Annotated in this window: 21 protein-coding genes; 11 read left to right on the top strand and 10 right to left on the bottom strand. The window is 46.6% G+C overall.

Translation table 11 applies throughout. From position 1 onward, the window contains the following. Nucleotides 1–14: 14 nt before the first annotated feature. The 4 genes from LZZ85_RS22970 to LZZ85_RS22955 are packed head-to-tail and all read left to right on the top strand — an operon-like array spanning nucleotide 15 to nucleotide 5,407. Nucleotides 15–3,620, top strand: a complete 3,606-nt coding sequence (locus LZZ85_RS22970) for a response regulator (RefSeq protein WP_237875714.1) — start codon at nucleotides 15–17, stop codon at nucleotides 3,618–3,620. An 11-nt stretch (nucleotides 3,621–3,631) separates the two neighbouring features. After that, entirely contained in the window at nucleotides 3,632–4,003 is a 372-nt protein-coding gene (locus tag LZZ85_RS22965; protein WP_237875713.1) for a response regulator, read from the top strand. A gap of 7 nt (nucleotides 4,004–4,010) precedes the next feature. Continuing rightward, nucleotides 4,011–4,844 carry a CheR family methyltransferase gene (locus LZZ85_RS22960; protein WP_237875712.1) on the top strand — a complete coding sequence of 278 codons (834 nt, stop codon included), beginning with the start codon at nucleotides 4,011–4,013 and terminating at the stop codon, nucleotides 4,842–4,844. A 14-nt stretch (nucleotides 4,845–4,858) separates the two neighbouring features. Continuing rightward, nucleotides 4,859–5,407, top strand: a complete 549-nt coding sequence (locus LZZ85_RS22955; protein WP_237875711.1) for a chemotaxis protein CheB — start codon at nucleotides 4,859–4,861, stop codon at nucleotides 5,405–5,407. 16 nt (nucleotides 5,408–5,423) lie between these two features. Here the strand turns inward: LZZ85_RS22955 and LZZ85_RS22950 are convergent, their stop codons facing one another. Beyond that, the gene (locus LZZ85_RS22950) at nucleotides 5,424–5,822 is read right to left on the bottom strand and encodes a cupin domain-containing protein (RefSeq protein ID WP_237875710.1); all 399 of its coding nucleotides are present in this window, start codon (nucleotides 5,820–5,822) and stop codon (nucleotides 5,424–5,426) included. A gap of 325 nt (nucleotides 5,823–6,147) precedes the next feature. On the opposite strand from LZZ85_RS22950, the gene LZZ85_RS22945 reads away from it, so the two are divergent. Next, nucleotides 6,148–7,149, top strand: a complete 1,002-nt coding sequence (locus LZZ85_RS22945) for a Gfo/Idh/MocA family protein (RefSeq protein ID WP_237875709.1) — start codon at nucleotides 6,148–6,150, stop codon at nucleotides 7,147–7,149. A 122-nt stretch (nucleotides 7,150–7,271) separates the two neighbouring features. On the opposite strand, the gene LZZ85_RS22940 is transcribed toward LZZ85_RS22945, so the two are convergent. Next, the gene (locus LZZ85_RS22940; RefSeq protein ID WP_237875708.1) at nucleotides 7,272–8,591 is read right to left on the bottom strand and encodes a gluconate:H+ symporter; all 1,320 of its coding nucleotides are present in this window, start codon (nucleotides 8,589–8,591) and stop codon (nucleotides 7,272–7,274) included. Nucleotides 8,592–8,922: 331 nt separating this feature from the next. Here LZZ85_RS22940 and LZZ85_RS22935 point away from each other — a divergent pair, with 331 nt between their 5' ends. Beyond that, a complete protein-coding gene (locus tag LZZ85_RS22935; RefSeq protein ID WP_237875707.1) occupies nucleotides 8,923–9,957 on the top strand; it encodes a LacI family DNA-binding transcriptional regulator in 1,035 nt (344 codons plus the stop codon). Between the two features lie 33 nt (nucleotides 9,958–9,990). On the opposite strand, the gene LZZ85_RS22930 is transcribed toward LZZ85_RS22935, so the two are convergent. Continuing rightward, nucleotides 9,991–10,296 (bottom strand): hypothetical protein, encoded by a 306-nt coding sequence (locus LZZ85_RS22930; protein WP_237875706.1) that lies wholly within the window; start codon nucleotides 10,294–10,296, stop codon nucleotides 9,991–9,993. A 250-nt stretch (nucleotides 10,297–10,546) separates the two neighbouring features. On the opposite strand from LZZ85_RS22930, the gene LZZ85_RS22925 reads away from it, so the two are divergent. Both LZZ85_RS22925 and LZZ85_RS22920 read left to right on the top strand, forming a co-directional pair. Beyond that, a complete protein-coding gene (locus LZZ85_RS22925) occupies nucleotides 10,547–11,380 on the top strand; it encodes a tryptophan-rich sensory protein (RefSeq protein WP_237875705.1) in 834 nt (277 codons plus the stop codon). A gap of 18 nt (nucleotides 11,381–11,398) precedes the next feature. After that, complete coding sequence (locus tag LZZ85_RS22920; protein ID WP_237875704.1) at nucleotides 11,399–12,601, top strand: NAD(P)/FAD-dependent oxidoreductase; 1,203 nt, start codon at nucleotides 11,399–11,401, stop codon at nucleotides 12,599–12,601. Between the two features lie 131 nt (nucleotides 12,602–12,732). Here the strand turns inward: LZZ85_RS22920 and LZZ85_RS22915 are convergent, their stop codons facing one another. Together LZZ85_RS22915 and LZZ85_RS22910 are read right to left on the bottom strand one after the other, a co-directional pair. Beyond that, complete coding sequence (locus LZZ85_RS22915; RefSeq protein WP_237875703.1) at nucleotides 12,733–13,113, bottom strand: hypothetical protein; 381 nt, start codon at nucleotides 13,111–13,113, stop codon at nucleotides 12,733–12,735. After that, entirely contained in the window at nucleotides 13,106–13,585 is a 480-nt protein-coding gene (locus tag LZZ85_RS22910; RefSeq protein WP_237875702.1) for a hypothetical protein, read from the bottom strand. The genes LZZ85_RS22915 and LZZ85_RS22910 overlap by 8 nt, the downstream gene beginning before the upstream one ends. 164 nt (nucleotides 13,586–13,749) lie before the next feature. On the opposite strand from LZZ85_RS22910, the gene LZZ85_RS22905 reads away from it, so the two are divergent. From LZZ85_RS22905 to LZZ85_RS22895, 3 genes are all read left to right on the top strand, one after another. Then, on the top strand, nucleotides 13,750–14,865 hold the full coding sequence (locus tag LZZ85_RS22905; protein WP_237875701.1) for a DNA topoisomerase IB: 1,116 nt from the start codon (nucleotides 13,750–13,752) through the stop codon (nucleotides 14,863–14,865). A gap of 78 nt (nucleotides 14,866–14,943) precedes the next feature. Then, entirely contained in the window at nucleotides 14,944–15,405 is a 462-nt protein-coding gene (locus tag LZZ85_RS22900) for a PA2169 family four-helix-bundle protein (RefSeq protein ID WP_237875700.1), read from the top strand. A gap of 77 nt (nucleotides 15,406–15,482) precedes the next feature. After that, on the top strand, nucleotides 15,483–15,821 hold the full coding sequence (locus tag LZZ85_RS22895; protein WP_237875699.1) for a hypothetical protein: 339 nt from the start codon (nucleotides 15,483–15,485) through the stop codon (nucleotides 15,819–15,821). 158 nt (nucleotides 15,822–15,979) lie between these two features. Here the strand turns inward: LZZ85_RS22895 and LZZ85_RS22890 are convergent, their stop codons facing one another. The 5 genes from LZZ85_RS22890 to LZZ85_RS22870 form a co-directional block, all read right to left on the bottom strand. Further along, nucleotides 15,980–17,416 (bottom strand): TolC family protein, encoded by a 1,437-nt coding sequence (locus tag LZZ85_RS22890; RefSeq protein ID WP_237875698.1) that lies wholly within the window; start codon nucleotides 17,414–17,416, stop codon nucleotides 15,980–15,982. A gap of 30 nt (nucleotides 17,417–17,446) precedes the next feature. Next, on the bottom strand, nucleotides 17,447–18,109 hold the full coding sequence (locus tag LZZ85_RS22885) for an ABC transporter ATP-binding protein (protein WP_237875697.1): 663 nt from the start codon (nucleotides 18,107–18,109) through the stop codon (nucleotides 17,447–17,449). A gap of 43 nt (nucleotides 18,110–18,152) precedes the next feature. Beyond that, nucleotides 18,153–20,582 (bottom strand): ABC transporter permease, encoded by a 2,430-nt coding sequence (locus LZZ85_RS22880; RefSeq protein WP_237875696.1) that lies wholly within the window; start codon nucleotides 20,580–20,582, stop codon nucleotides 18,153–18,155. 179 nt (nucleotides 20,583–20,761) lie between these two features. After that, on the bottom strand, nucleotides 20,762–23,161 hold the full coding sequence (locus LZZ85_RS22875) for an ABC transporter permease (RefSeq protein ID WP_237875695.1): 2,400 nt from the start codon (nucleotides 23,159–23,161) through the stop codon (nucleotides 20,762–20,764). 36 nt (nucleotides 23,162–23,197) lie between these two features. Next, nucleotides 23,198–25,555 (bottom strand): ABC transporter permease, encoded by a 2,358-nt coding sequence (locus LZZ85_RS22870; RefSeq protein WP_237875694.1) that lies wholly within the window; start codon nucleotides 25,553–25,555, stop codon nucleotides 23,198–23,200. Nucleotides 25,556–25,571: the final 16 nt, after the last annotated feature.

Genomic DNA, 25,571 nt, shown 5'->3' with positions numbered 1-25,571 from the left:
ACGTTTTTTCACCTATGCAACCCAACCACATTAAAGCTTTGCAGGCCGGATTCGGACTCTCATTGCTGATACTGATCGCTACGTCAGCGGCCTCTTATATCAGCATCCGCAATCTGATCTATAGTTCAGGCGAAGTCAATCATACCAATGCAGTCCTGAAGCAACTGGAAAACGCTATCTCCTACGCAAAAGATGCGGAGACTGGTCAGCGTGGCTATCTCGTGACCGGAGATTCTGTCTTCCTCGATCCGTATTGGGATGCCGCAGACAAATCGATGCTGGCGCTTGATACGGTGGGCTCATTAACGACAGACAACCCGTTGCAGCAGGAAAAACTCACCCGTCTCCGGAATACCCTTGCCGCAAGATTCGATATACTGGACGAGTCTGTCAAGAGTAAAGAAATAAACAAACCCGAGCTTGTACTCGGCAAAGCTGTCATGGACAGCGCACGGATCATGATCAATGAGATGCAAACCGTCGAGACCAATCTCCTGGCTGAACGTACGGCAAGCCTCAACGCATTCTCCAGCTTCACCCCGGTGATCATTATCATCGCTGCGCTCATTGCCCTTTTCATCACGATCTATTTCTACAGAAAAGTAAGCGAGAACTTCAAGGATAAGATCAAACTCGCAGATGCCCTTCAGAAAAAAGACATTGAAATATCACAACGCATAGACATCATCAAACGCATCGCCAGCGATATTTCCAAAGGACAATACAAGATCAGGCTGAATGTAGAACAGAACGATAACCTGGGAGAGATCTCCACCGCGCTGAATGCAATGGCCAATTCCCTTGATCAGTCATTCACCGAACTTGGGGAAAGAGAATGGCTGCAAAGAGGCATCTCCCAACTGAACGATCACATGGCCGGAGAAAAAGATGTATACACGCTTTGCGCTTCGATCATCGGCCAACTGGCAGAATATACCAACAGCCAGGTCGGCGCATTCTATCATTCAGAAGCAGACGGAACCCTGGTGTTGAAAGGAGGATATGCCTATAAGCCTGATGGAAAAAATGAGCGCATCTCCATCGGTGAAGGAATTATCGGCCAATGCGCACAAAACAGAAAAGAGATCCTCACACAGAATATCTCTGCTGATGACTTCCTCATCTCGTTCGGCGCAGGCGAGCTAAAACCTAAAAACATTATCGCGATCCCCGTCTTCTTTGAGAACAGGGTAAAAGCTGTTATTGAATTAGGTTCCATTCACAGCTATGACGAAAAGACGCTGGACTATCTTAAATCAGTCAGCCATAATATCGGCATCAGTCTTAATACTTCCGTGAACCGTGCAAAACTGCAGGAACTGCTGGAAGAAACACAGGCACAATCGGAAGAGCTGCAGGCCCAACACAGCGAACTGGAAAGCCTCAATACAGAACTCGAAGCACAGGCAGAAAAACTCCAGGCTTCAGAAGAAGAATTGAAAGTACAGCAGGAAGAATTGACAGAAGCAAACCAGGAATTGCAGGAACGTTCAAAACTCCTGGAAGAGAAAAACGAACTCGTTGTCAGCCGTAACATCGAGATCCAGAAGAAATCAGAAGAGCTTGCATTGAACGCTAAATACAAATCTGAGTTTCTTGCAAACATGTCCCACGAACTGCGTACACCACTCAACTCGATCTTATTGTTGTCGAGATTGCTCGGAGAAAATAATGACAGCAATCTCCGCCCTGACCAGGTCGAGTTTGCAAAAGTGATCCAAAGTTCCGGCAATAGCCTGTTGTTGCTGATAGACGACATCCTCGACCTGTCGAAGATCGAGTCAGGTAAAATGGAGCTGGAGTATGAAACCGTTGCACTCGAAGAGATCGCCCGCGATATCAATATGACCTTCGCTCCCATCGCAGATGAAAAGAAGATCCGCTTCACCATACAACTCGAAAAAGAAGCTCCGGTTGCCATTGAAACAGATAAACTCCGTCTTGAGCAGATCATCAAGAACCTTGCTTCAAACGCGATCAAGTTTACGACTGAAGGCTTCGTGGAAGTAAGCATTCTTAATTCTCCTGACCGCAACGATTACCTGGAAATTAAAGTAAAAGATACCGGTATCGGCATTGCTTCAGAAAAACAGCAATTGATCTTTGAAGCTTTTCAGCAGGCAGATGGTTCTACACGCAGAAAATATGGTGGTACAGGATTGGGCCTCTCCATCAGCCGTCAGCTTGCCGTTCTCCTGAAAGGTGATATCAAACTTGAAAGCGCATCCGGTGAGGGAAGTACATTCACACTTTCAATCCCGAAAAGCAAACAGGCTGCGGAAGAAGCAGCTGCAAGAGAAATTGAAATAACGGAAGACGTTACAGAAGAGATCATCCAGCCGGCGACAGTCTCACCTGCGCCTTCATCAGGGCAGTACATTGCTTTGCAGATCCCGGAACCAATTCCTGACGACAGGGATTCACTTGGAGAAAATGATAAGGTGATCCTGATCATCGAAGATGATACACCATTTGCAAATGCCTTACTGGAGTTTACCAGGAAAAAGGGATATAAAGGATTGATCGCTGTCCGTGGTGATCACGGCATTGAACTGGCCAGGCAGTTCAGACCCATCGGCATCCTGCTGGACATCCAATTGCCGGTCAGGAGTGGCTGGGAGGTAATGGCGGAATTAAAAGCGGATAAGCTTACACGTCACATCCCCGTCCATATCATGTCGTCATTCGAAGTAAAGAAGCAGAGCCTGCTGAGCGGGGCCATCGACTTTATCAATAAACCAATGGCTTTCGAGCGGATGGATAATATCTTCCGCAAGATCGAATTCTACCTCCAGAAGGATTCTAAAAAAGTGCTGATCATTGAAGATAACAGCAAGCACGCCGAAGCACTTTCTTACTTCCTCGGCACACACCAAATCAGCTCGGTCATCTCCAACAAGGTAGATACCGGCCTTGAGTCATTGCAGAAAAATGAAGTAGACTGTGTAATACTCGATATGGGGATCCCGGATATCAACGCTTACGAAACACTGGAAGCGCTGAAGATCAGCAAAGGAATGGAGAATATTCCCGTGATCATCTTCACAGGTAAGAGTCTTTCCCGCAGTGAAGAAGCACGGATCAAGAAATACGCTGATTCAATAGTGGTGAAAACAGCTCACTCCTATCGCCGGATCCTTGACGAAGTATCGCTGTTCTTACACCTGATGGAAGAAAGCAAACAGAAAGACAGTATCAAAACAGGAAAATCACAACCGCTTTCGGAAGTATTGCGAACAAAAAAAGTACTGATCGCTGATGATGATGTCCGCAATATCTTCTCCCTTACCCGTGCACTGGAGCAACACCAGATGGAGGTAATGGCGGCGATTGATGGTAAAGAAGCACTGGCGTCGCTCGAAAAAAATCCCGATACAGATATCATCCTGATGGATATGATGATGCCCGAAATGGACGGCTATGAGACCATCACACGGATCCGTAAACATCCGAAATGGAAAAATCTGCCGATCATTGCGGTAACAGCCAAAGCAATGACGGGAGACAGAGAGAAATGTATTCAGGCCGGCGCATCCGATTATATATCCAAGCCCGTAGATCTTGATCAGTTGATCTCGCTGCTGAGGATCTGGCTCTATGACAGCACTGCTAAAAAATAAATATACAAGCGATGGCGGGAAAGAAAATACTCGTAGTGGATGATGATCCTAAAAACATCTTTGCACTGGTGGCCACTCTCCGTGCAAAGGGATTCACAACAGCTTCAGCGAACAGTGCTGAGGAAGGCATTGCTATCCTGTTGCGTGATACCGATATTGGTCTCGTGCTGCTGGATATGATGATGCCGGAGATGGATGGCTACCAGGCCATTTCTGTCATCCGTGCACACGACAGCCTGCGCTCGCTGCCGCTCGTGGCTGTTACCGCCCAGGCAATGAAAGGCGACCAGGAAAAATGCCTTGAAGCCGGCGCAGACGCTTATATTTCAAAACCTATCGATGTCGAGTTGTTATTAAAAACACTGACACGGTATTTAAACTGATCCGGACTTGGACAAACCATCCGATATACAGATCACAGAAGAAGACCTGACGCTCCTGATCAATGATATCCATCTCACACATGGATATGATTTCAGCGATTATTCAAGGGCTTCCTTCAGACGGCGCATAGAAAGACTGATCACCATCGACCAGCTTTCAAGCTTTGCCGAATTGCGCTATCGCGTGCGGACAGACCCGGCATACTTTGCACATGTGGTGGAAGAGATCAGCGTCACCGTTACAGAAATGCTGCGTGATCCCGCATTTTATAAGATCGTTCGCAATAATATCATACCGGTACTGGCTACTTATCCATTCATTAAAGTGTGGCACGCGGGATGCGCCACCGGGGAAGAAGTATACTCAATGGCGATACTGCTGAAAGAAGCGGGGTTGCTCCATAAATCGCTTTTATATGCTACGGATATGAATCCGGCAGCATTAGCTAAAGCAAGAAAAGGGATCTTCCCCCTGAGCCAGATGCAGCAGTATTCAAGGAACTATATGCTTGCCGGAGGAACACAGGACTTCTCGTCTTACTACACCGCGAACTATCACTTCGCCAGCTTTGATTCCCGGCTAAGTGAAAAGATAATTTTTGCGCAACATAATCTGGTGACAGATTTTTCTTTCAATTCATTCCAGCTGATCTTTTGCAGGAACGTATTGATCTATTTTAATAAAGATCTTCAGAATCGCGTGCTGAAGCTATTTGATGACAGTCTTGAATTCAACGGCTTTCTCGCACTGGGTACAAAAGAAAATATCCGCTTCTCCAGCATAGCACCCAATTATAAACAGATCATCGGAAGAGAAAAGATATGGCGAAAGATCAAGTAAACTCCCGTCCCTCGATGATCATTATCGGAGGTTCGGCTGGCAGCCTGCAGGTAGTCTTTTATTTGCTGGGAAACTGTCCGCCTGACTTTGATATACCGATCCTGATCGTTCTCCACCGTGATCCTCAGGGAATCTCACGGCTTGCAGAATTACTGGCAACCAAAACCACACTGACCGTAAAAGAAATTGAAGATAAAGAACCGATCGAAAAAGGATGTGTGTATGTGTGCCCGCCGGATTACCATACATTGTTTGAAGACGAGAGCAGCTTTTCCCTGGATTATTCAGAGAAGATCAACTTCAGCCGCCCCAGCATTGATGTCACATTCAGATCGGGTGCAGATGTGTTTGGCAACAGGCTGGTTTGCATATTACTTTCCGGCGCAAATGCCGATGGCGCAGACGGATTGAATTATGTACGAAGCCATTCCGGTATCAGCGTCGTACACTCTCCGGAAGAAGCCGAGGTGCGCTATATGCCTGAACAGGCATTGCTTCAGGGCAAGGCAGATCATGTACTGCGCAAGGATGAGATCATGCAGTTCATTCTCCGGCTCGCCTGAACGATCTGTCCACAGGTCAGTGCATATGATTGTAGATCGTGATCAGCAGGATCACGTCGGTGATCGCCTGTACGGTATGCGGTACCCCCGGATGACAGGCGATGATATTGCCACTCTTCATATCCACATCACCATCAGCTGTAGTAACACGGGCGTCCCCTTCTACCACCTGCATTGTCATATGCGCCTGCACATTATTATGATCGAGGACCGCTGACGCCTGTAAGGCCGTCACCACCAGCGAGAGTTCCGATGACTTAAAAACAGTGATACCGTTACGGTCATTCTTTTCCCACGCCTTCTCCCGCCTGATCTGATCTATCACCGCCGGGATATCCACAAACACATAAGGAGCATCGATCACCCGGTCTCCGTCTGGACGATTCATCGTCGCTTCATTTCGCTTGATTTCCATTTTTCTCGTTTTCTATAGTGGCGAAAAACTATGCCATGGCTGTCTGATGTTCATAACCACAGGTTCAGGCAGATCTGTTACGCCATCTTATTTAAAAAATACCCATTAAAGGCAACAAATTCCACAAGACTTATTTTCCAGCATACACATCGCTTTATCTCCAGGCATTATACCTCCTTTTTACACCATGTATTTGCTGGCTGTATCTACAGGTAAACACTGAAAATGATGCCTGTCCGGCTAAAGTTATAAGAATAGATATTGGTAAGCGCTTACCATGGATAAGATGGCATATAGTTAGCTGCGTTTATACAAAATCACAGGTATGAAAACGACGCGTTGGGGCATTATCGGACCAGGAAGCATCGCCCGCACTTTTGTAAACGATCTTTCTTTGCTTTCAACAAAGCAGGAAATTGTAGCGTTGCTTGGGCGCTCGGAAGACAGCACTACCTCTTTTGCAAAAGAGTTCGGTATCAGGCATTACTCCCTCGATCCCGCGCACTGGCTTGATGAGGTGCAACCGGATGTGGTTTATATCGCTACACCGCACCCGGACCATTTTGAACAGGCGCTCGATTGCCTTCAACGAAAAATACCGGTGCTTTGCGAAAAACCGATGACCGTCAATGCCGACCAGTGCCGGCAATTGATAGAGGCATCAAATACCAATCAGACCTTCCTGATGGAAGGCATGTGGATCCGTTTCCTTCCCAGCATTCAACTGACGCTGGAGATGATCAATAAGGGCATGATCGGAAAGATCCTTTCAATAAAAGCTGCCACAACGTTCAAGGCTCCGCCGGATGAGAACAGCCGCTATTTCGATCCTGAAAAAGGTGGTGGCTCATTGCTTGACCTGGGCATCTATCCCGTTTACCTCAGCTTATTGCTGTTAGGAAGACCACGATCTGTCAAAGCGATCGCAAAGCTTTCTGATGAACATATCGATGAAGCCTGCTCCATGATGCTGCAGTATCGTGATGGCGCTTACGCGATGCTCGAATCATCCCTGATCTCTAATTCAGATGCACCTGCAGAGATCATAGGCGAAAAAGGAACCATAAAGATCCATCATCCATGGTTTGAAAAAGCTACCGGCATTGAGTTAAATATCGAAGGCGAAGGAAAGATCATCTATCCTTGCTCATGGGAAGGTCATGGCATGCATTATGAAACGGAAGAAGTATTGCGCTGCCTCGAAGAAAACAAACTGGAAAGCAAAGATCATTCGCATACGATGAGCCTTGATCTGATCACATTACTCGATGAGATCAGACGGCAGATCAAAGTTGTATACCCGCAGGCAGATACTGTTGAACTGTAGCGTCATTAACGATATATAATCTACTTGCGTAACAGTTTCTCGCGAAGGACATAAAGGAACCGCAAGCGCTGAAAAAATACTCAGCGTTGCAGTCAGTTTGCGTCCTTCGCTACTATTATCTATTACGCTGTTATGAACAGATCCAGCAGCAGCACACCGATCAACCCCAGGACAGAGATCACCATTTCCATCACACTCCATGACTTGAAGGTTTGCTTTAACGAAAGGCCGAAGAACTCTTTGAACATCCAAAAACCAGTATCGTTAATATGCGATCCGAACACGCTTCCGGCTCCTACAGCCAGCGCCATCAGTTCCGGAGAAGCTTTTCCTGATAATACAAGCGGCGCAACAATCCCGGCTGCGGTGATGGCGGATACAGTGGCGGAACCGATCATCAGCCGCATCAATGCCGTCACCAGCCACCCAAAAACAAGTGGCGGCATGGCCCATTGACTGCTAAGGGAAGCAATATAGTCCGCAGTACCGCTATCCGTCAGCACCTGCTTGAATACACCACCGGAAGTGATGATGAGCAGGATCATGGCAATATCTCCGACAGCCTTACCAGCCCAGTTCATCAGTTCAGCCGTGGGCTTGCCACTTGTTCTTCCAAAATAAAAAACGGCGAGCATTACAGTGATCAGCAATGCAATCGTAGAATCTCCGACGAACATCAATACCTGTCGGACAACATTCTCTTTCTCAAGGAAATTACCCGCGATCACAGCCAGGCTGATCAGGAATACCGGCAATAATGCAATACAAAAACTCGCTATCGCCCCGGGCAGTTTATCAAAGGGCGATTCATTTTCATCAGAGAAGAATTTACCCGAAGCCGGTTTGATCTGGCGCATGAGCCTGCCAAGCCCGGGACCAGCCAGTACCAGGATCGGAATACCAATGATCAGACCGTATATGAGTGTCAACCCCATATCTGCTTTGAATGCATTCACCAGTAATACCGGACCGGGATGTGGCGGAAGAAAACAATGCGTGACAGAAAGTGAAGCCGCCATCGGGATCGCGAGATACAAAAGAGGTAGCGATGTTCTTTTAGCGATAGAAAACACCAGCGGAACAAGGATGATGAACCCTGCATTATAATAAAGCGGAATACCAACCAGGAACCCGGTCAGCAGAACAGCCCACTGGATATATTTTATGCCGAACGCATTCACGAGCGACGACGTGATCTGGGTGGCCGCTCCGCTTGCCTCAAGTAATTTACCCAGAATAGCCCCGAGACAGATGATCAGCACAAGGCCTCCCAATGTGCTTCCCACGCCCTTCTCCATCGACGACAGCAATTCCGCGGGTGACATCCGCAGCAGCAGACCCGCTACTATGGCGACGATCAGCAATGAAAGGAACGGACTGATCTTTTTGGCAGTTAGGAACACCTGAAGTGCGATCGCGAAAAGGACTACAAGCAATACCATCCGGATGAATTTAAGCTGAGAAAGATTTTGGGGTTGTTCATTGACTGTCGCTGACAGCCAAAGTTGTTAAGTTAAGCAACAATTTCTGTTCTTTCTTACCCTGCCTGGAGCCTCGCCCGTATGGATCGGCCTCCGAAGGGTAAGAAGGCAATAAAGAACCTAAGCTGTCCATATTTCTAGCTTATTCAGCAGTGTAATGAGCGCCCCGTCGCCTGAAACTCAATTAAGGGTGATTGGGCGTCCGGGATGGGAGAACTAAAAATATGGTATTTTTATCCTGCGGACGGCCAACACCGGTGATCGCCGCCTAACAGTTTGCAACACACGAGGTATGAAGCCAAAAAGAGACGTAACCATCTATGATATCGCCAGGAAACTGGAACTATCCTCCGCAACCGTAAGCCGCGGTCTGCAGGACCACCCCGCCATCAACAAGAATACACGCAAACGGATACAGGAAGCCGCCAGGGAATTGGGCTACCGCCATAATAACTTTGCCAGCAATCTCCGCAAGCAAAAGACCAATACGATCGGCGTGATGGTACATGAGCTGAACAGTAACTTCATTACCTCCGTATTGTCCGGCATAGAAAAGATCACTGCAGAAGCGGGATATGATCTGATCATTGCCCACTCATCAGAAAGCTATACTAAAGAAGCCGCCAACGCACTCAACCTTTTTCATAAGCGGGTTGACGGGCTCATCGCTTCACTCGCATTTGATACTACCAGTCTTGAGCATTTCAAACCATACGAAGAAAAAGGTATTCCCGTGATATTTTTTGACCGTGTGGAAGAACAGGGAGATAGCACTAAAGTGATCATTGATAACTACGCGGCCGGCTACCAGGCAACCAAACACCTGATCGACCAGGGCTGCGAACGGATCGTGCTGGTCACCGCAAATCTTCAACGGAACGTATACGCACAACGCCACCGCGGGTATGAACATGCCTTGCGCGACAGCAATATACCCTATAGCAAAAACCTTGTACTCATTAAAGACCTCAGTGAGCAGTGCGGTGTGGAGGCTGCTATGCAGATCCTTTCCATGAAACCAAGACCGGACGGTGCTTTTATCACCAACGACTTCTCCGCAGCCGTGTGTATGCAAACCCTGAAAGAGCATGGAATAAACATACCCAAAGACATTGCGGTAGTAGGATTCAACAATGATGCGATCAGTAAACTGGTAGAACCGCGATTAACTACAGTTGACTATCCCGGTGTAAATGTCGGAGAGATAGCCGCACGTAACCTCGTGAACCATTTAAAAGGGATCTCAGACATCAAAACCACGAGTACGATCATCGTGAATTCTGAGCTGATAATCAGAAAGTCATCCCTGAAAAGTGAAGCCAAATAGTGTCAGCGCATAAAAAGATCTGCAACCTGCTCTTTATGCATACGCCTCACTGCGTCTTTTAAAGGAAAATTTGCGCTGATTGAAGTAAACTTCCATAGCAGATCTGAGTGCGGCAAAAGTATCCGGAAATTGATTGATACCCGCTTTGGGGCAAACCCACACATCGCCGGCTGTCCTGGTGAAGATGATCTCGTTACCTTCATCAGTGCTGGCACATTCAGCTGAAACCTCCGCATTTTGGGGAACAACAACGATCACGTCTTTAACGGCCCCGAAGTTGAAGACCAGGAGGGATTTAATATCCTGCCCGCGGTGCCGGAATTGAATGTGTGCTATCATAAGAATGATTGGAAGAGTAATGCGCTGATATCAATTTACGACAAAAAATAGTCCTGCCCTAATTTATTACCGGTCCCATCCGGTCTGGCGCTGTCCCAAAAAACGCAGAGGGCCTCAACGGATGCAAAAATTTCAGCAGGAATTCCATTACGTCCTTCGGCCTCCGGGTTAACAGCAGCTATTAAGACGCTTCCTGTACAACCTTGCGGAATGGCATCATTTTTTTAGTTATATATGAAACGCCTCTGTTATGAACAGGATAAAATCACTAGCCATTTTCAATACTTTATTCTTCCTTGTACATGTATGTCTCTCTTACATGACCCAGTTCAACCTGATCAATGCCAGCGATGTAGGAGAAGTATCAGACCGCTATGAATCCCTCTTCACACCCGCCGGGATCACCTTCGCGATATGGGGAGTTATTTACACTGCACTGGGCGTTTTCTGCCTCTACCATATCATTATGGCCTTCAAACATGACAAGGACCATCCTGCAAATGTTGATCTCTCCAACATCGGAGGCTGGTTCATTTTCAATAATATCGTAACCGCGTCATGGCTTTTCTTCTGGACCAATGACCGGATCGCCCTATCCCTGCTTATGATCATTCTGCAATTGTGCTCGCTGATCGCGATACATATGAGACTGGGCATCCTGGACCGGAGGCGTGAGTCGGGCTCTATCGTCTGCACACAATGGCCGCTCAGCATATACCTGGGATGGATCTCTATTGCTACCATCGCCAACACCAGCATCTATCTCGTTGCCGCAAACTGGGACGGGATGGGGATCAGCGCAGTTCGCTGGACCGTGATCATGATCGCCATTGCTGTAGGCATTACACTGATGATGGTATTCGTACGGAAGAACGTGAGCTTCGGCCTCGTGGTGATCTGGGCCTTATACGGAATAGTGTTGAAGCGCCAGGATTCATCCCCCGAACTTTATCAGCTTCTGATCATGACGGCATGGACGGGAATGATCATTGTCGGGATTGCCTGCATCATCCAGTTTATCCTGAATCTGAAATATCACCGCCCCGGCCCACACTTCCCCGAGGCTAAATATTCATTGAAGTAATCTGATACTATATCATTTATGGATCTCAGGTCACCCTATCCCTACTGGCTGCTGCGCCATGGGATCATAAACACCTACCCTTCGCTGCAAGAAAATATCAAATCGGATGTCGTGATCATTGGCGCGGGTATCAGCGGAGCACTTGTTGCGTGGGAACTAACAATGGCAGGGCATCGGGTCGTCATCGTTGACAGAAGGCATGCCGGTACCGGCAGCACTGCCGCCAGCACGGCATTGCTGCAATATGAGATCGATACACCGCTCCATCAACTTATAAAAAAAGTTGGGCAGGACCACGCCATACGCAGCTACCAGCTCTGCCGGGACGCTATCTATGATCTGCAGAAGATCTGCAAAAAATTGAAAGATGATAAACTGCTAACGCTGAAGCCAAGTCTTCAGTTTGCCTCATTCGATTCCCATGTCAAAAACCTGGAGAAAGAATATGAGCTGCGCGTGGAAGCCGGATTTGATCTGCAGTGGATGGAACAACGTGAACTTAGATCTGTCTTTGGCTTCCGCAAACCTGCCGCCATCCTTTCCAAAGACGGCGCAGAAGCAGATGCCTACAGGATCACTCACCTCCTGCTGAAAGAATGTATTGATCTTGGCGCGGAAGTATATGACAATACAGAGATCACACAAATTAATCATCAGAAAAATGGAGTTGAACTGCTGACTTCGACGAAATGCCGTATCAAGGCAAAAAAACTCGTGATCGCCTGCGGTTACGAGTCGCAGAAATATATCCCGAAGAAAGTTCAGGAGTTGCAATCAACCTTCGCAATCGTCAGCGAACCATTCGGAACAAAAGACTTCTGGCATAAGAACGCATTGATCTGGGAAACGAGAACACCGTATCTCTATCTGCGGACAACTGATGATAGCCGTATCCTCATCGGCGGCAAAGATGTTGAATTCTCCGATCCTTTGTACAGGGATCAGATCCTGTCCCGCAAAGCAAAAGATCTGGAGAGATCCTTCGCAGATTTATTTCCGAAGATCTCTTTTAAAACAGATTTTAAATGGGCGGGAGTATTTGCGTCAACAAAAGATGGGTTACCATACATAGGCTCGATCCCAGAAAGACCGCACACTTACTTTGCACTTGGATTTGGAGGGAATGGCATCACCTTTAGTGTGATCGCAGCAAGAATGATCAAACAAATGATCGGGGGAAAGAAGGATGATGATGCACCTGTTTTTTCCTTTAACAGGTAAAGCTCTAACGCGCTATAGCTAATCCTTCAGTGACATCCGGCCACCGCGGAATATGTGTTTGCCGCCTCGTGAAGTCAATCAAAAGAAATACCCAAAGGCGAAGGAGAACGTTAGGAAAATGTACGATTTTATCAGGAAGCCATTTTCAAAGCAGTTCCAGGTTGTCTCTCGTACACCTGTTTTTCCTCCAGCCATGTTAAGCTTCCCTCTGAAGCACGCACAAACCAACATGCTTTAAGTATAATGATTGAAATGATGGTCTTATTTTTTTTAACAACAGACTCCACCTTTCCAGTAATATAGATATAGTCATCCTTGTATTTCTGTACAAGTCTTACCTGTTTGTTTTGCAGCCCTTTCACTTCATCTTCCGTTACACAATCAAAACAATGATCGGTTCCGGAGGCTGCTTTCACCTGTAAGGAAACGGGGCTGTCTTTCACGCGGAACTTCAGCAGTCCTGACTGGATCGCATTGATCTTCTGCTGGATTATTTTTAATGCATTACTCATAGGTACTATGTTGAACTTTTGGAAAAACGGATTGCTCGCGATGCTCAAGGGAGAACGTCCGCAGGAACCAGCTGTATGCCTGTTTTACATATTTCTCGATCTGGGACTCTGCCTTTTCTGCATTTGGTTCTGTGTACTCTACCTCATTCATGTCCATTCTTAAGAGTACGATATCTTCCTTGTGACCATTGTACATGTAATTGACCACGGTTGCTTTCCCACTTACTTCTACACGATAGTCGAACCCTTTCCTGTAGAAATTGAGTCTTGCCGGGAACACCTGTTCGCACTGTTGCATGTAACCCGCAGGACGTTTAATGGTAAACCATAACACGCCTTCTTTATCCACCTCTACGGCTTCGGCGATATTATTCTGTACGCGGAGTACATCCTGGCTATTATTATACATAATAGCATTTTTGAGTTCGCTGATCCTTTCCCGGATAAAATGAAGATTTGTGTCTTGAGTCATAACAGTAATTTTTACTCTGCACATAATTCAAATCAGGGGCCAATGCATTTTGCGCTGAAGCTCAGCTGAACAATCCCTTTTCCTGTCCAACAAATTCCCCAACACGTACCTGTGATGTCCCCCGAAAGCCCGCATGGTTAAGGCTTTCACGATGTGCACAAAATGTGGCATTCATTTTTCCTATCCTTAGCAAATCAACCCGCGTGAAAGAAAATGTCCGTCTCTCCCACCGTCAGCATCTATTGCTGGATAAAGACCATGAAAAAGCTGCGAAAGCAGCCAAGCTCATTTATGTGTCAGATAAAACACCCGGGATTTCCCGGATAAAAAAAGGAAAAGCATATAGCTACATCTATAAGAGTAAACCAGTGAAAGAAGAAAAGCAACTGGAGCGGATCCGTAAACTGGCCATTCCACCCTCATGGTCAGATGTATGGATCAGTTACAGTCCCAATGGACATATACAGGCAACCGGGCTCGATCTTAACAAGCGTAAACAATACCGTTACCATACGAAGTGGAATGAGTTGCGTGGCGAAACCAAATTCCACCGCCTGTTCGAGTTTGGAAAGGCTTTACCCAGGATCCGCCGGAAGATCAAAAAGGATATGAACACCCCCGACCTGAGCGATACAAAGGTTGTTGCCACAGCCATTGACCTGATGGAGAAAACATATATACGTGTGGGTAATAATGAATATGAGAAATTGTATGGTTCCTATGGGCTGACCACTCTTAAGGACAGGCATGTAAAAATAGGCAGAGAAAAGATCGACTTTGTTTTTACAGGTAAGAAAGGGATCGAGCATCGTATCACGCTGAACAACAAACGCCTGGCCCGGATCATCAAACAGTGCAGGGAAGTGCCCGGCAAAACCCTTTTCCAGTTCTATACAAATGGAAGCAAACATAGGGCGATCGATTCAGGTATGGTAAACCAGTATATCAAAGAAGCGGCGGGCAGGGATTTTTCGGCGAAAGATTTCCGGACCTGGGCCGGCACACTCGAAGCTCTTGAATGTCTGCGCGGAATGGACGATGTCCCCGACGAGAAACTCATCAAAAAGAACATGCTGGAAGTACTGGACAAAGTGAGTGAAAGGCTGGGAAACACCCGGGCGATCTGCAAGAAATATTATATCCACCCAAGTCTGTTTCAGCTGTACGAAGAAAAGAAACTGTTGAAATGCATCCGTAACTGTGGCAAAAAAAGTACACACAAGGGGGATTTCAGCCCGAAAGAGCGGCTACTGCTCGGGATCCTGGAGAAATGCAGCTGATAAAAACATCCCGGCACACTGGTATGATTTTTTGACCTGTTCCCGCGTGAATGATTGTTAATTGAAAAATCAAAGATTATGAAAACGAATGAACAAACAGCAGAAGTGCTGAACGATCTGATACAAATCAATAATGACCGCATTGAAGGATATGAAAAAGCATCCAGGGAAACAGCTCCCGCCGATGCCGATCTTCGTGCACTATTCGATAACATGGCTGCAGAAAGCCGTGACTACGTAAATCAGCTAACGAAGCAGGTGTCTATCTCCGGAAATGAACCAGCGGATGGCACAACGGTGAAAGGGAAGATCTATCGCGCCTGGATGGATGTAAAAGCGACCTTTACGGGTAAAGACCGTAAAGCGATCCTCGCATCCTGTGAGTATGGAGAAGATGCTGCTCAGAAAGCCTATGATCAGGCACTGGCCACAGACGCAGAATTGCCAACAGAACTCCGCCAACTGATCACTGATCAGAAAGCCAGCCTGCGAAAATCGCATGATAAGATCAAAGCCATGCGCGATGCGCAACCGGCATAAGAACATAAAGAGTGACTGAATGATCAGTCACTCTTTCCATAAACATTAAACCTATCTGACACATTAAAATCGACTTTATGCAAATTGAATCCACAGAAGAAGACATGAAAACATTGTCGTCCTGCATGAACAAACTTATTGCAGACGGCTATTCTGAGCACTTTAAAGTAGGCGAAGAAGGACTGGAATCACCGGATTCAGGTAAAACATACAAACCACAGGAAGTACATGTGTTGAACTTCTTCCGGTTTGAGGGAGCCAGCGATCCTGATGACAATTCTATCCTTTACGCTATCGAAACAGATGGCGGGGAAAAAGGCCTCCTGACAGATGCATATGGAACATATGCAGATCCAAGAGTGGGTAAGTTTATGCAGGAAGTGGAGGATATTAATAAAAAGACGACGAAGAGCTGATGCCGAAATATCTGTTTCGGGTTGCGTAGGAGCATCGCAAAGAACGCAAAGGGATCGCAGAGCTCGCGAAGTATTACTTTGCGTCTTAGCGATCCCTTTGTGTATCTCTGCGATACTCTTACGATACTCAAATTCGAGTCAGGTAACCGAAGTATATTCTACCATAATTGTTTCCCCTGATAGTAATCCAAAATCTTTGTCCGCAGTGCATAATCATACTTCGCCTGTATTGAATTACTGTTTGCCCGGTCCATATTGTTCTTTGTTATAAGGTAATCGATAGATGTCCCCACACCAGCATTAAAGCGAACTTCAGCCGCTTTGAACGATTCAGTGAACGCCTGCACCTGTTCCAGCAAAGTCTTATAGCGCTCAGAAGCGGTGGTCATGTTGATATGCGCCTCTTCGATCGATTGCTGCAATTGCGTTTTTGTTGTGCTGGCAACATATTCAGCATTCTTGAAATCGATCTTTGCCTGGCGGATGCGGTTACGCTGCGACCATGCATTGAAGATGGGGATCTGAAGGTTAAGGCTGAATGAATAGAATATATTATTCTTTACCTGTTTCCCATAGCCGATCTTTTCGGAAGCGAAATTATTCTGCCTGGTGATCACATATGATGGCGCGCCATTGATCATCACATAATCCGTGGTGGGCACTTCGCCTGATCCGAGGAAAATATTATTGCGGGCAGCGCTGGAATAGTTGGAATTCACGTTGCTGTTAAAGCTAAGCGTAGGGAACAACTGGCCACGGGCTACTTTTATTCCCCTGTAGGCGCTTGCCTGCCTGAGATCTACCGCCTTGATCTGCGCAAACTGCTCTAACGCGGTTGAATAAATACTGTCCGGCGTAATATCATAGCGGGTAGCAAAAGCAGCTGCATCGATCTTTTCCAGCTGTGTACTTTTATCATATGGGATATTCATCAGCCGTGCGAGGCTCAGCTTGGATTGTTCAAGTGAATTTTTAGCACCAATGATACTCAGCTGATCATTCGCATACTGACCGCGAAGATCCGATAGTTCAGAAGGTTTGATCGCTCCGTCGGCATTCATGATCTCCAATCTTTTTACCTGCTCCTGGGATAATGCAGATTGTGTCATCGCCAATGCAAGCAGATCCTGGTTTGTTAGTACCTGCAGGTACGCGAGAATGATATTGATCGTGATATTATCCTTCACCTGTTGCCAGTCCATCTTAGAAGCTTCATACGCCAGCGCATTTTGTTTGACCGCATTCTGCATGGACAGGCCGCGGAAAAGTGTGACGCCGCTGCTTGCTCCATAACTGGAATAATTTACCTGTTGATTTATATACGAGTTGGTAAAAGGATCGATACTACGTCCCTGGTTGATACCACTTCCCGCGCTGGCATTCAGGTCAGGAAGCATATTCAATCGCGCCTGGTTCCAGTTGATCTTGCCGGTTTCCATCCTGAGACCAGCCTGTAATACGTCGAGGTTGTTATTCAATCCCGTTTCAACACATTGTTGCAATGTGAGTACTTTACCATTTTTTTCCTGCGCCAGGGCATTACCTGAGATAAGCAGCATCCACCCGCCAAGGCCTAAGGCCAATATTCGTTTCATCGTTGTCATATTAATTTTTCGGAACGGTGTTTATTTTTGAACCATTCCATCAAGCAGGTTTATGATCCGGGAACCATAAGCCGCATTCTTTTCCGAGTGTGTAACCTGTATGATGGTTACACCTTCTTTATTTAATTCATTAAAAAGTTGCATGATCACTTCTCCCTGTGCGGAGTTCAGGTTTCCGGTAGGTTCATCCGCCAGCAGTAATTTTGGTTTGCCGATCAGTGCTCTTGCAATACCAACAAGCTGTTGCTGACCACCGGAAAGCTGGGTGGGGAATAAGTCCTTCTTACCAACGATCTGGAACCTGTCGAGGATATCGGCTACCAGCGCCTTTCTTTCAGCTGATTTAACGCCCTGGTAGATCAACGGCGTTTCGATATTCTCATACACAGTCAGTTCGTCTATCAGGTGATACGCCTGGAATACGAAGCCGATATATCTTTTATAAAGATCAGACCGTTGCTTTTCCTTCAGCTTGTGTACTGACTCATGAAGAAAGTAATATTCCCCCTCATTAAAATCATCAAGCATGCCGATGATATTCAATAAGGTCGATTTACCCGAACCAGATGGCCCCATGATGGAAACAAACTCTCCTTCATTAATGGTCAGGTTGATATCCTTCAGCAAAAATGTCCGGTTGTTACCCGCATTCACCCATTTGTAAATTCCTTTTAGATCTAACATAAAGTGGTTATTTTTTCAATTCTCCTGATGTATGTATGTTTAACTATTCTGAACGCAATGACTTTACCGGGTTGATGACCGCTGCCCTGATCGCCTGTACACTGACCGTCATTACTGCTATCAGCAATGCAATGCCGGCAGCCATGGCGAACACCCACCAACCAATAGATACCCTGTAGGCAAAATCCTGTAGCCAGTTATTCAATGCCCACCACGCAAGCGGCGACGCTATACAAACTGAGATCAGTACCAGCTTAACAAAATCACGTGACAGCATCGAGGTGATGCTTCCCACGCTTGCGCCAAGTACTTTTCTGATCCCGATCTCCCTCGTACGCTGCTGAGCAGAAAATGCCGCCAGTCCGAACAGGCCCATACAGGCGATCAATACTGCTATCACTGCTGCACCTACAAACACATTTCCCAATTGCTGCTCACTTGCATACTGGCGGTCAAATGTATCATCTGCAAAAAAATATTCAAACGGATTACCCGGAAAATATTGTTTATAGAGCGCGTTCAGGGTTGACAATTTCGATGGCAGATTATCCGATCCCGTTTTCACAGTGAAATATACAAAGGACGTGGACGGGAGGAAAATGACAGGATCTATCGGTTTATGCAACGATAAATGATGATAATCTTTTACAACTCCGCCGATCTCATATTCAGTTCCGCTCCAGAGGATCTTCTGACCCGCCACCTGCGCTCCTTTCGCAAAACCCAATTGAGAAGCTGCCTTTTCATTCACCAGCACCTTCTTCGCGTTCATCCATGCTTTCATTGCCTCTTCTGCAGTGAATGCCTTTCCCTGAACAAATGATATGTCATACGTATCGAAAAACTTATCGTCTGAAATGAACATGGAATAGCTCTTCTTTTCATCACCTGTGGAAGGATTCAGCCTGGTAATATTGGCGGTGGAAAAATTATATCCTTTACCCGGCACATTATTCGAGCCCGCATATTTCTGTACGAACGGCAGCCGGCCTAACTGGTTCTTGAATGCATCATTTTTCTCTGCCTGCTCTTCGCTTGAAACGGTTGGCCCTTTGATCACCACCAACTGATCAAGATTCATCCCCAGGCTCCCACCTTTCATATATTGCAATTGCTGATACAATACGATCGTGGCAATGATGAACACAACAGAAATACTGAATTGGAAAACAACCAGTCCTTTCCGAAGGGAAAAACCGCTGCGGTTCATCGTCGCTCTGCCTTTGATTGCAGTTACGGGCTTGAAAGAACTCAATACAAAGGCAACATATCCACCGGCCAGCAGCGCACCCACGATCACGCAGGTAATTGCCCCGGCCCAGAACCAACCCTGGTTCAGCACACCCAATGACAGCTCTTTTCCCGTGAACCTGTTGAAAAGCCCCTGCGCAAACTGTACGATGACCAGCGACAGTCCGATGCTTACCAGCGTAAGCAGAAAAGTTTCTGACAGGTATTGCACCGTCAGCTGTTTCCTGCTTGCTCCCAATACTTTCCGGACACCGGTTTCCTTTGCTCTTTTCAATGCCTGAACTGTCGACAGGTTGATATAGTTCACCCAGGCGATCAGCAGGATCAGCAAGGCTACTGCCAGCAGCATTGCCACTAATTTTAAACTCCCGAACGTATGATATGAATAATCAAATGATGGTGCCAGATGCACTTCACTGAAGGGTTGTAAAAATGCGATCTGATCTTTTTCATCCGGCTGTAATGAATGGATCAGCTGCGTAATGCCAGCCGCTGCTTCCGTTGGCTTCGCATCTTTTTTCAGCAATACATAACTGGTCACAAATCCATTCTCCAGCGTTGCAGGATCCGCCCAGTCGTTTTCATTCCTGTTCGCAGCAGTTGCCAGCGTATTGAATGAAAGCAATACTTCCGGTTTCAGGTCAGACTCAGCCGGGGGAGTTTTAAATACTGCGGAAACTGTGTAATCAGTATTTCCAAACTGGTTGCTCACTTTGATGATCCTGCCCGCAGCCTTTGTCGTTCCGAATAGCTTTACCGATGTATTCTCAGAGATCGCCATTGCCTGCGGCTGATCCAGAACCGGGGCACCATCAAGAATTGCAAAAGAGAACGCGGAGAAGAAGCCGCCGTCCGTATAGGAAATATTTTCTTCGCGGAACGCATTGCCGGCAACTCCATTATCCATCACACTGAGCACCCCGCTTCCAAGTCCATCCGCCGTTCGTACAAACGCTTCTACTGCAGGTAGCTTCTGCACAATCGGACCTGCGAGTCCCGGCGCAAAATGATAGTTCTGATCACCGCTCTTGCCGGTCGCACCAAGCCTGTACAGGTGGTCATAGTTCTGATGGAACCGGTTTGCGCTCCACTCAAAACCGATATACTGAAATATCAGCAGGAACACAGCCAGGCCTATCGCCAGCCCGGTGATATTGATAGCGGTGAACGTTTTGTTACGCCACAAGCTCCGGAATGCAACGGTTAAGTAGTTCTTGATCATACGATAGATGCTGGTGTATTGACAGCCCTTACTGGTTTTCAAGGGCTATGCCACTCCACAAACCAATGATTATCAATGGCAAATAATAGCTTCGCTTTAGGATTGTGCGATAATGGACAAAAACTGTTCGAATACGAACAGTTTTTGTCACTAAAAAATGCAGCTGGTATTGGTACGGGTTATTCAGCCCGAAGGTTGCGAACGGGATTGCTGGTCGCCGGTTTCATCGACAGAAGGCCGATCAGCACGACTGCAATGCCAAATACAGACAGACCCGCCACAAAGAAAGGCGTCAGGTTTTGCTGTACCCGGTAAACATACTGCTGCAACCATTGATGAGCAAACCAATATGCAAGAGGCCATGCGATCACATTTGCCAGCAGGATCAGCCATGCATATTCTTTGATAAAGAGCAGGAGAATACTTTTAATATCGGCACCAAGCACTTTTCGCACGGCAATCTCCCTGTTACGTCTTGCAATGGTAAAAGAGATAATGCCGAAGACCCCCATGAATACGATGAACAGATTCAGGACGGTAGCAAGACTGGTCGCCTTTTTCAAACGAAGCTCGGACGCATAGAGCGAAGCGAACTTATCATCCATAAAGAAATAATCAAACGGCGCATTGGGCAAAAGCTCTTTCCATTTCGATTTCACCGAATTGATGGCAGCTGTCATGTCATCACCCACCACTTTAATGGCGAAGAACCGGTAACTCAACGCATCTTCAATATGAAAAAATGCCAGCGGCCCTATCTCTTCATTAAACGAAGAATAATTAAAATCCTTCACCACCCCCTTTACCGTTAAAACATTGGATGGTGGAAGTTTCAGCGTTTTGCCTATCGCAGTTTCCGCAGTCCAGCCAAATGCTTTCGCGGCAGATTCATTGATCACTACCTGGCCGGGAATATGCGCTCCTTTATCATTGAAGAATGTACCTGCACTAAGGTTCAATCCCAGCGTTTTCCCAAAGTTCTCGTCAACATTCAGTGCAGGGATCAATACAGGTTGATCCATTCCCTCTCCTTGCAGACTGGCCGCATTGGGCGGCTTTCTGTCTGGGATTTCAAATGTGAGACTCGCTGCTTTTACGGATGGTACCTGCTTCAGCCCCTCTCTGACGGCCATCATACGTCCCACACCTGTTGAATCCCATTGCTTGGGAAATGCAGTCACGATCAGTACCTGTTCTTTATTATAACCAAGATCTTTATTGAAGATGTAGGAAACCTGGCTGGAGATCGTCAGTCCACAGATAAACACCAGTATCGCCAGGGAGAACTGGACCACCAGCAAAGATTTTCTCAAGATCATTCCACCTCTTGAATCATCCATCTTTCCCTTAACGGCTTTACTGATCCTTACAGCACTTAACACAAGGGCCGGGTAGATCCCTGCCAGCAACCCAACAGCAAGCAGCAATAATACAAAGAAGCCGATCTGCACCCAGCTGAATTGCCAGCATGGTAATAAGGAGGTCTGCAGGACCTGGCTGAAAAAAGGCCGGAGCGCTTCATAGAATATGACCGAAAGAAAACCCGAGATCAGGGTGAGTACCATCGCTTCGGTGAGATACTGCATCACGAGCTGACTTCTTGCTCCGCCAAACACTTTACGCAGTCCGATCTCTTTCAAACGGTATGTTGATGTACCGATATTGATATTAATGAAATTGATCACAGCCATCGAAATGATGAACAGCGCCACCAGCGAAAGTGTTACGATCACCCGGTTTACCGCATTGTTATTATCCTTCAGATAATAATCCCGCACGGGAGCAAGCTTTACCGTCAGGTTGGCCCGCGTTGTTTCGTCAGCATATTTTGCCAGTACCTGCTCAAAAGGTTTCTCCATAGAGGCAGGCGTGACGCCGGGCCGCAGTTCAAGCAAACCAATCTCGTAAATGCTTTGCCAGGAAACAGCAGGATCACCACCGGGATAGTACCGGTTACCAATTGTCGGAACAAATACTGAATATGTTTCACCAAACAACCCTGTAACAGAGTTTTTGGAAATATCCTTCATCACGGCAGATACCAGGTAATCCTGTTGTTCGCCGGTTGTTGCAGCAATACTGATCCGCTCATTTAATACATCTGTTTTTCCAAACAATTTGATCGCCATTGATTCGGTGATGACTGCAGAATTATTATCTCTGAAAGCCTGTTCGGTATTGCCGTGCAGTAAAGGAAAACCATACATGGATACAAGAGTCGTATCTCCTATTGCAATATTCTCCTTAAAATGCTTATCACCAGCAGACACCACATTCGTTACCGGGTTAAAGCGGTAGTAATTCGACACAAGATGCGGGTACTCCTCTTTCATCGCTTTCGGAAGTGGCGCCACCGTAGTGATATCAAGCCCCATTTCTTTAACCTTCCAATCGCTTTTGACAATAAATTGCTGGTCCGGATTTTTCAGATCCGCATTGACCTGCTTCTCCTGGATAATATAAACACCGATCAAAAGGGAAAAAGCAATCCCAACTGAAAGACCAAGGATATTGATCAGGGAGAACAGTTTCCTTCGCATCAGGTTCCGGAATGCTATTTTCAAATAATTTCTCAGCATATGTAATGTGTGTGTATGTGTGTATGTGTTCGTAAATTATTCCGATCTCAATGTTTTGCCTGGATTTCGCAATGCCGCGGCTGATGCGTTCAACCCAACAGTGACCAGCGCAATGATCAGCGTGATACTGCCTACCAGCAAAAATACTCCCGCTCCGATATTGATCCGGTAATTGAAATTCTTCAGCCATTCATTCATCGCCCACCATGCCGCCGGTATGGCCACCAGGAAAGCAAGCCCTACCAGTATAAGGAACTCCCTTGACATCAATACCAGCACCTGTTGCACCGAAGCTCCCAGCACTTTCCTGATCCCGATCTCTTTCGTACGACGTTCTATCGTAAAAGAAACCAGCCCAAATAAACCAAGACAGCAAACAAATATGGAAAGACCCGCAAAGATCACCGCCAGCTTACCGATCAACTGCTCATTCAAAAACTTCTGGTTGAACTCATCATCGATGAAACGGAATTCAAAAGGATATTCGGGGCTGAACTTTTTGTAAGCCGCTTCGATCAACGATAAAGATTTCCGCACATCCACTCCTTCATTCAACCGGATATTGGCAAAGCCCGACCATTTATTATCATAAGCAACCATCATAGGTGACGCAGCTTCATACGGAGAAGTCATTACCATATTGTCAACCACCCCAACGATGGTACGCTGACGCCCTGCCCAGGTAATCTCTCTTCCTACAGGAGATTCAAGGCCCATCAACCGGATCGCTTCTTTATTAAAGATAACGGTATTGCTATCCCCGTCGCAAAAATCCCGCCCATCGATCAGCTTCGCATTTAATGTTTTTGTGAAATCATTATTGGAGAACAGGAAACCGATGATCAGTTGGGTATTCGGATCAGCGCCCTGCCACCGGATGCCTGAGGTAAATCCAAGGATCGTGGTCAAAGGCGAAGAGGTCCTTACCACTGAAGACAGCACGCCCGACTGCTGCAATTCATTTCTGAAGGCATCATAGTTCTTCGTAAGATCTTTATTTGCTTTTACCTGGATCAGGTTATTCGTATCATACCCGATATCTCTTTTCTTAACATGTTGTAACTGCTGATAAATGATCAGCGTTGCGGAGATCAGCACGATGGCAGCAATGAACTGGGAAGTAACCAGGATCTTCCTTGGAAGAACAGCCTGCTTTCCCTGAAGGATCGTCCCCTTCAACACTTTCACCGGCATGAAATCAGAAAGATAGAAAGCCGGATAACCACCCGCTACAAAACCCGTCAGCAAAATGATGCCCAACACGATCGCCCACATGGCCGGTTCGCTGTATGGTATGATCACTTCGATATTGAGTAGCTTCGTAAATGAGGGCATCGCGGCGTATACAACTGCTGTTGCCACAAGAAAAGAGATCAACGCCAGTAAGACAGATTCAGACAGGAATTGTGCGATCAGCTGTTTCTTACCGGATCCCAACGTTTTGCGGATCCCCACTTCCCGCGCCCTCTTTTCGGATCTCGCTGTCGACAGGTTCATGAAATTCACGCAGGCGATGATCAGGATCACAACGGCAACCCAGGTAAAAAGATTAACATACTGGATCCGCCCACCTGTATTCTTTCCTCCACGGAACTCTTCAAACAATCTCCACTTTTCCATTGGGTGAAGGAGAACAGATCCGCGGGTGGTCGGATTCTCGCCATTCGTTCTTTTACGGATCAGGTTGATCAGATTCGACTCCAGTGAGCTGACACCCGTTCCCGGCTTAACATCCAGAAAAACCTGGTAGCTGCAATTCACCCACTCACTCTCCGCTTCTTTGATCTCAGGTGAAGATGGATTGAAAGGAATAAGGCCGTCAAACTGTACAGTTGAATTTCTGGGCACATCCTTCAGGATCGCTTTTACAACAGCATTCCGGTTATTGTTAAGCCGGACCTGCTGCCCCAGTACATCTGTTGATCCGAATACAGCTTTCGCCGTACTTTCCGTCATAACGATCGCATCCGGATCTTTAAGCACTTCCTTGTTCCCCCTGATAAAATCAAAAGTAAAAATATCAAAGAAGTCCGGAGATACAGTCAGGGTGGTCTTATTGATCCTTGTTTCGCCATTTCCCATCAGTGTTGATCCGGGAAAGGAAACAGTGACAGCATGCTGCACTTCCGGATGAGTTGCCTGGATCGCGCTCACCAGCGGATACATCAAATCCGGACCCGTGGAAATTTCTCCATTGAAATTCCTGTTGACATACAGTTGGTATACACTGTCATATTTCTTGTGATACCCATCCCAGTTCTTTTCATTGTATACCCACAGCGCGATCAGCATGGTACACGCCATACCGATGGCAAGACCAAGTACATTGATCAGCGAGAATGTTTTGTTGCGGGTCAGATTGCGCCAGGCAACTTTGAAATAGTTCTTGATCATAGAAAGGTTTGTTATT

Origin of the sequence: Terrimonas ginsenosidimutans (genome assembly GCF_022012415.1) — a bacterium.
In the GTDB taxonomy this organism is placed as follows: Bacteria; Bacteroidota; Bacteroidia; order Chitinophagales; family Chitinophagaceae; genus Terrimonas_A; species Terrimonas_A ginsenosidimutans.
Note: the sequence above shows the minus strand (reverse complement) of the source record. Positions and strands in the feature narration are given on the sequence as shown.

What these genes read in the sequence shown, in the direction of transcription:
- LZZ85_RS22970 (WP_237875714.1), top strand. Translation starts at nt 15, where the DNA reads ATGCAACCCAACCACATTAAAGCTTTGCAGGCCGGATTCGGACTCTCA.
- LZZ85_RS22965 (WP_237875713.1), top strand. Translation starts at nt 3,632, where the DNA reads ATGGCGGGAAAGAAAATACTCGTAGTGGATGATGATCCTAAAAACATC.
- LZZ85_RS22955 (WP_237875711.1), top strand. Translation starts at nt 4,859, where the DNA reads ATGATCATTATCGGAGGTTCGGCTGGCAGCCTGCAGGTAGTCTTTTAT.
- LZZ85_RS22950 (WP_237875710.1), bottom strand. Translation starts at nt 5,822, where the DNA reads ATGGAAATCAAGCGAAATGAAGCGACGATGAATCGTCCAGACGGAGAC.
- LZZ85_RS22945 (WP_237875709.1), top strand. Translation starts at nt 6,148, where the DNA reads ATGAAAACGACGCGTTGGGGCATTATCGGACCAGGAAGCATCGCCCGC.
- LZZ85_RS22940 (WP_237875708.1), bottom strand. Translation starts at nt 8,591, where the DNA reads ATGGTATTGCTTGTAGTCCTTTTCGCGATCGCACTTCAGGTGTTCCTA.
- LZZ85_RS22935 (WP_237875707.1), top strand. Translation starts at nt 8,923, where the DNA reads ATGAAGCCAAAAAGAGACGTAACCATCTATGATATCGCCAGGAAACTG.
- LZZ85_RS22930 (WP_237875706.1), bottom strand. Translation starts at nt 10,296, where the DNA reads ATGATAGCACACATTCAATTCCGGCACCGCGGGCAGGATATTAAATCC.
- LZZ85_RS22925 (WP_237875705.1), top strand. Translation starts at nt 10,547, where the DNA reads ATGAACAGGATAAAATCACTAGCCATTTTCAATACTTTATTCTTCCTT.
- LZZ85_RS22920 (WP_237875704.1), top strand. Translation starts at nt 11,399, where the DNA reads ATGGATCTCAGGTCACCCTATCCCTACTGGCTGCTGCGCCATGGGATC.
- LZZ85_RS22915 (WP_237875703.1), bottom strand. Translation starts at nt 13,113, where the DNA reads ATGAGTAATGCATTAAAAATAATCCAGCAGAAGATCAATGCGATCCAG.
- LZZ85_RS22910 (WP_237875702.1), bottom strand. Translation starts at nt 13,585, where the DNA reads ATGACTCAAGACACAAATCTTCATTTTATCCGGGAAAGGATCAGCGAA.
- LZZ85_RS22900 (WP_237875700.1), top strand. Translation starts at nt 14,944, where the DNA reads ATGAAAACGAATGAACAAACAGCAGAAGTGCTGAACGATCTGATACAA.
- LZZ85_RS22895 (WP_237875699.1), top strand. Translation starts at nt 15,483, where the DNA reads ATGCAAATTGAATCCACAGAAGAAGACATGAAAACATTGTCGTCCTGC.
- LZZ85_RS22890 (WP_237875698.1), bottom strand. Translation starts at nt 17,416, where the DNA reads ATGAAACGAATATTGGCCTTAGGCCTTGGCGGGTGGATGCTGCTTATC.
- LZZ85_RS22885 (WP_237875697.1), bottom strand. Translation starts at nt 18,109, where the DNA reads ATGTTAGATCTAAAAGGAATTTACAAATGGGTGAATGCGGGTAACAAC.
- LZZ85_RS22880 (WP_237875696.1), bottom strand. Translation starts at nt 20,582, where the DNA reads ATGATCAAGAACTACTTAACCGTTGCATTCCGGAGCTTGTGGCGTAAC.
- LZZ85_RS22875 (WP_237875695.1), bottom strand. Translation starts at nt 23,161, where the DNA reads ATGCTGAGAAATTATTTGAAAATAGCATTCCGGAACCTGATGCGAAGG.
- LZZ85_RS22870 (WP_237875694.1), bottom strand. Translation starts at nt 25,555, where the DNA reads ATGATCAAGAACTATTTCAAAGTTGCCTGGCGCAATCTGACCCGCAAC.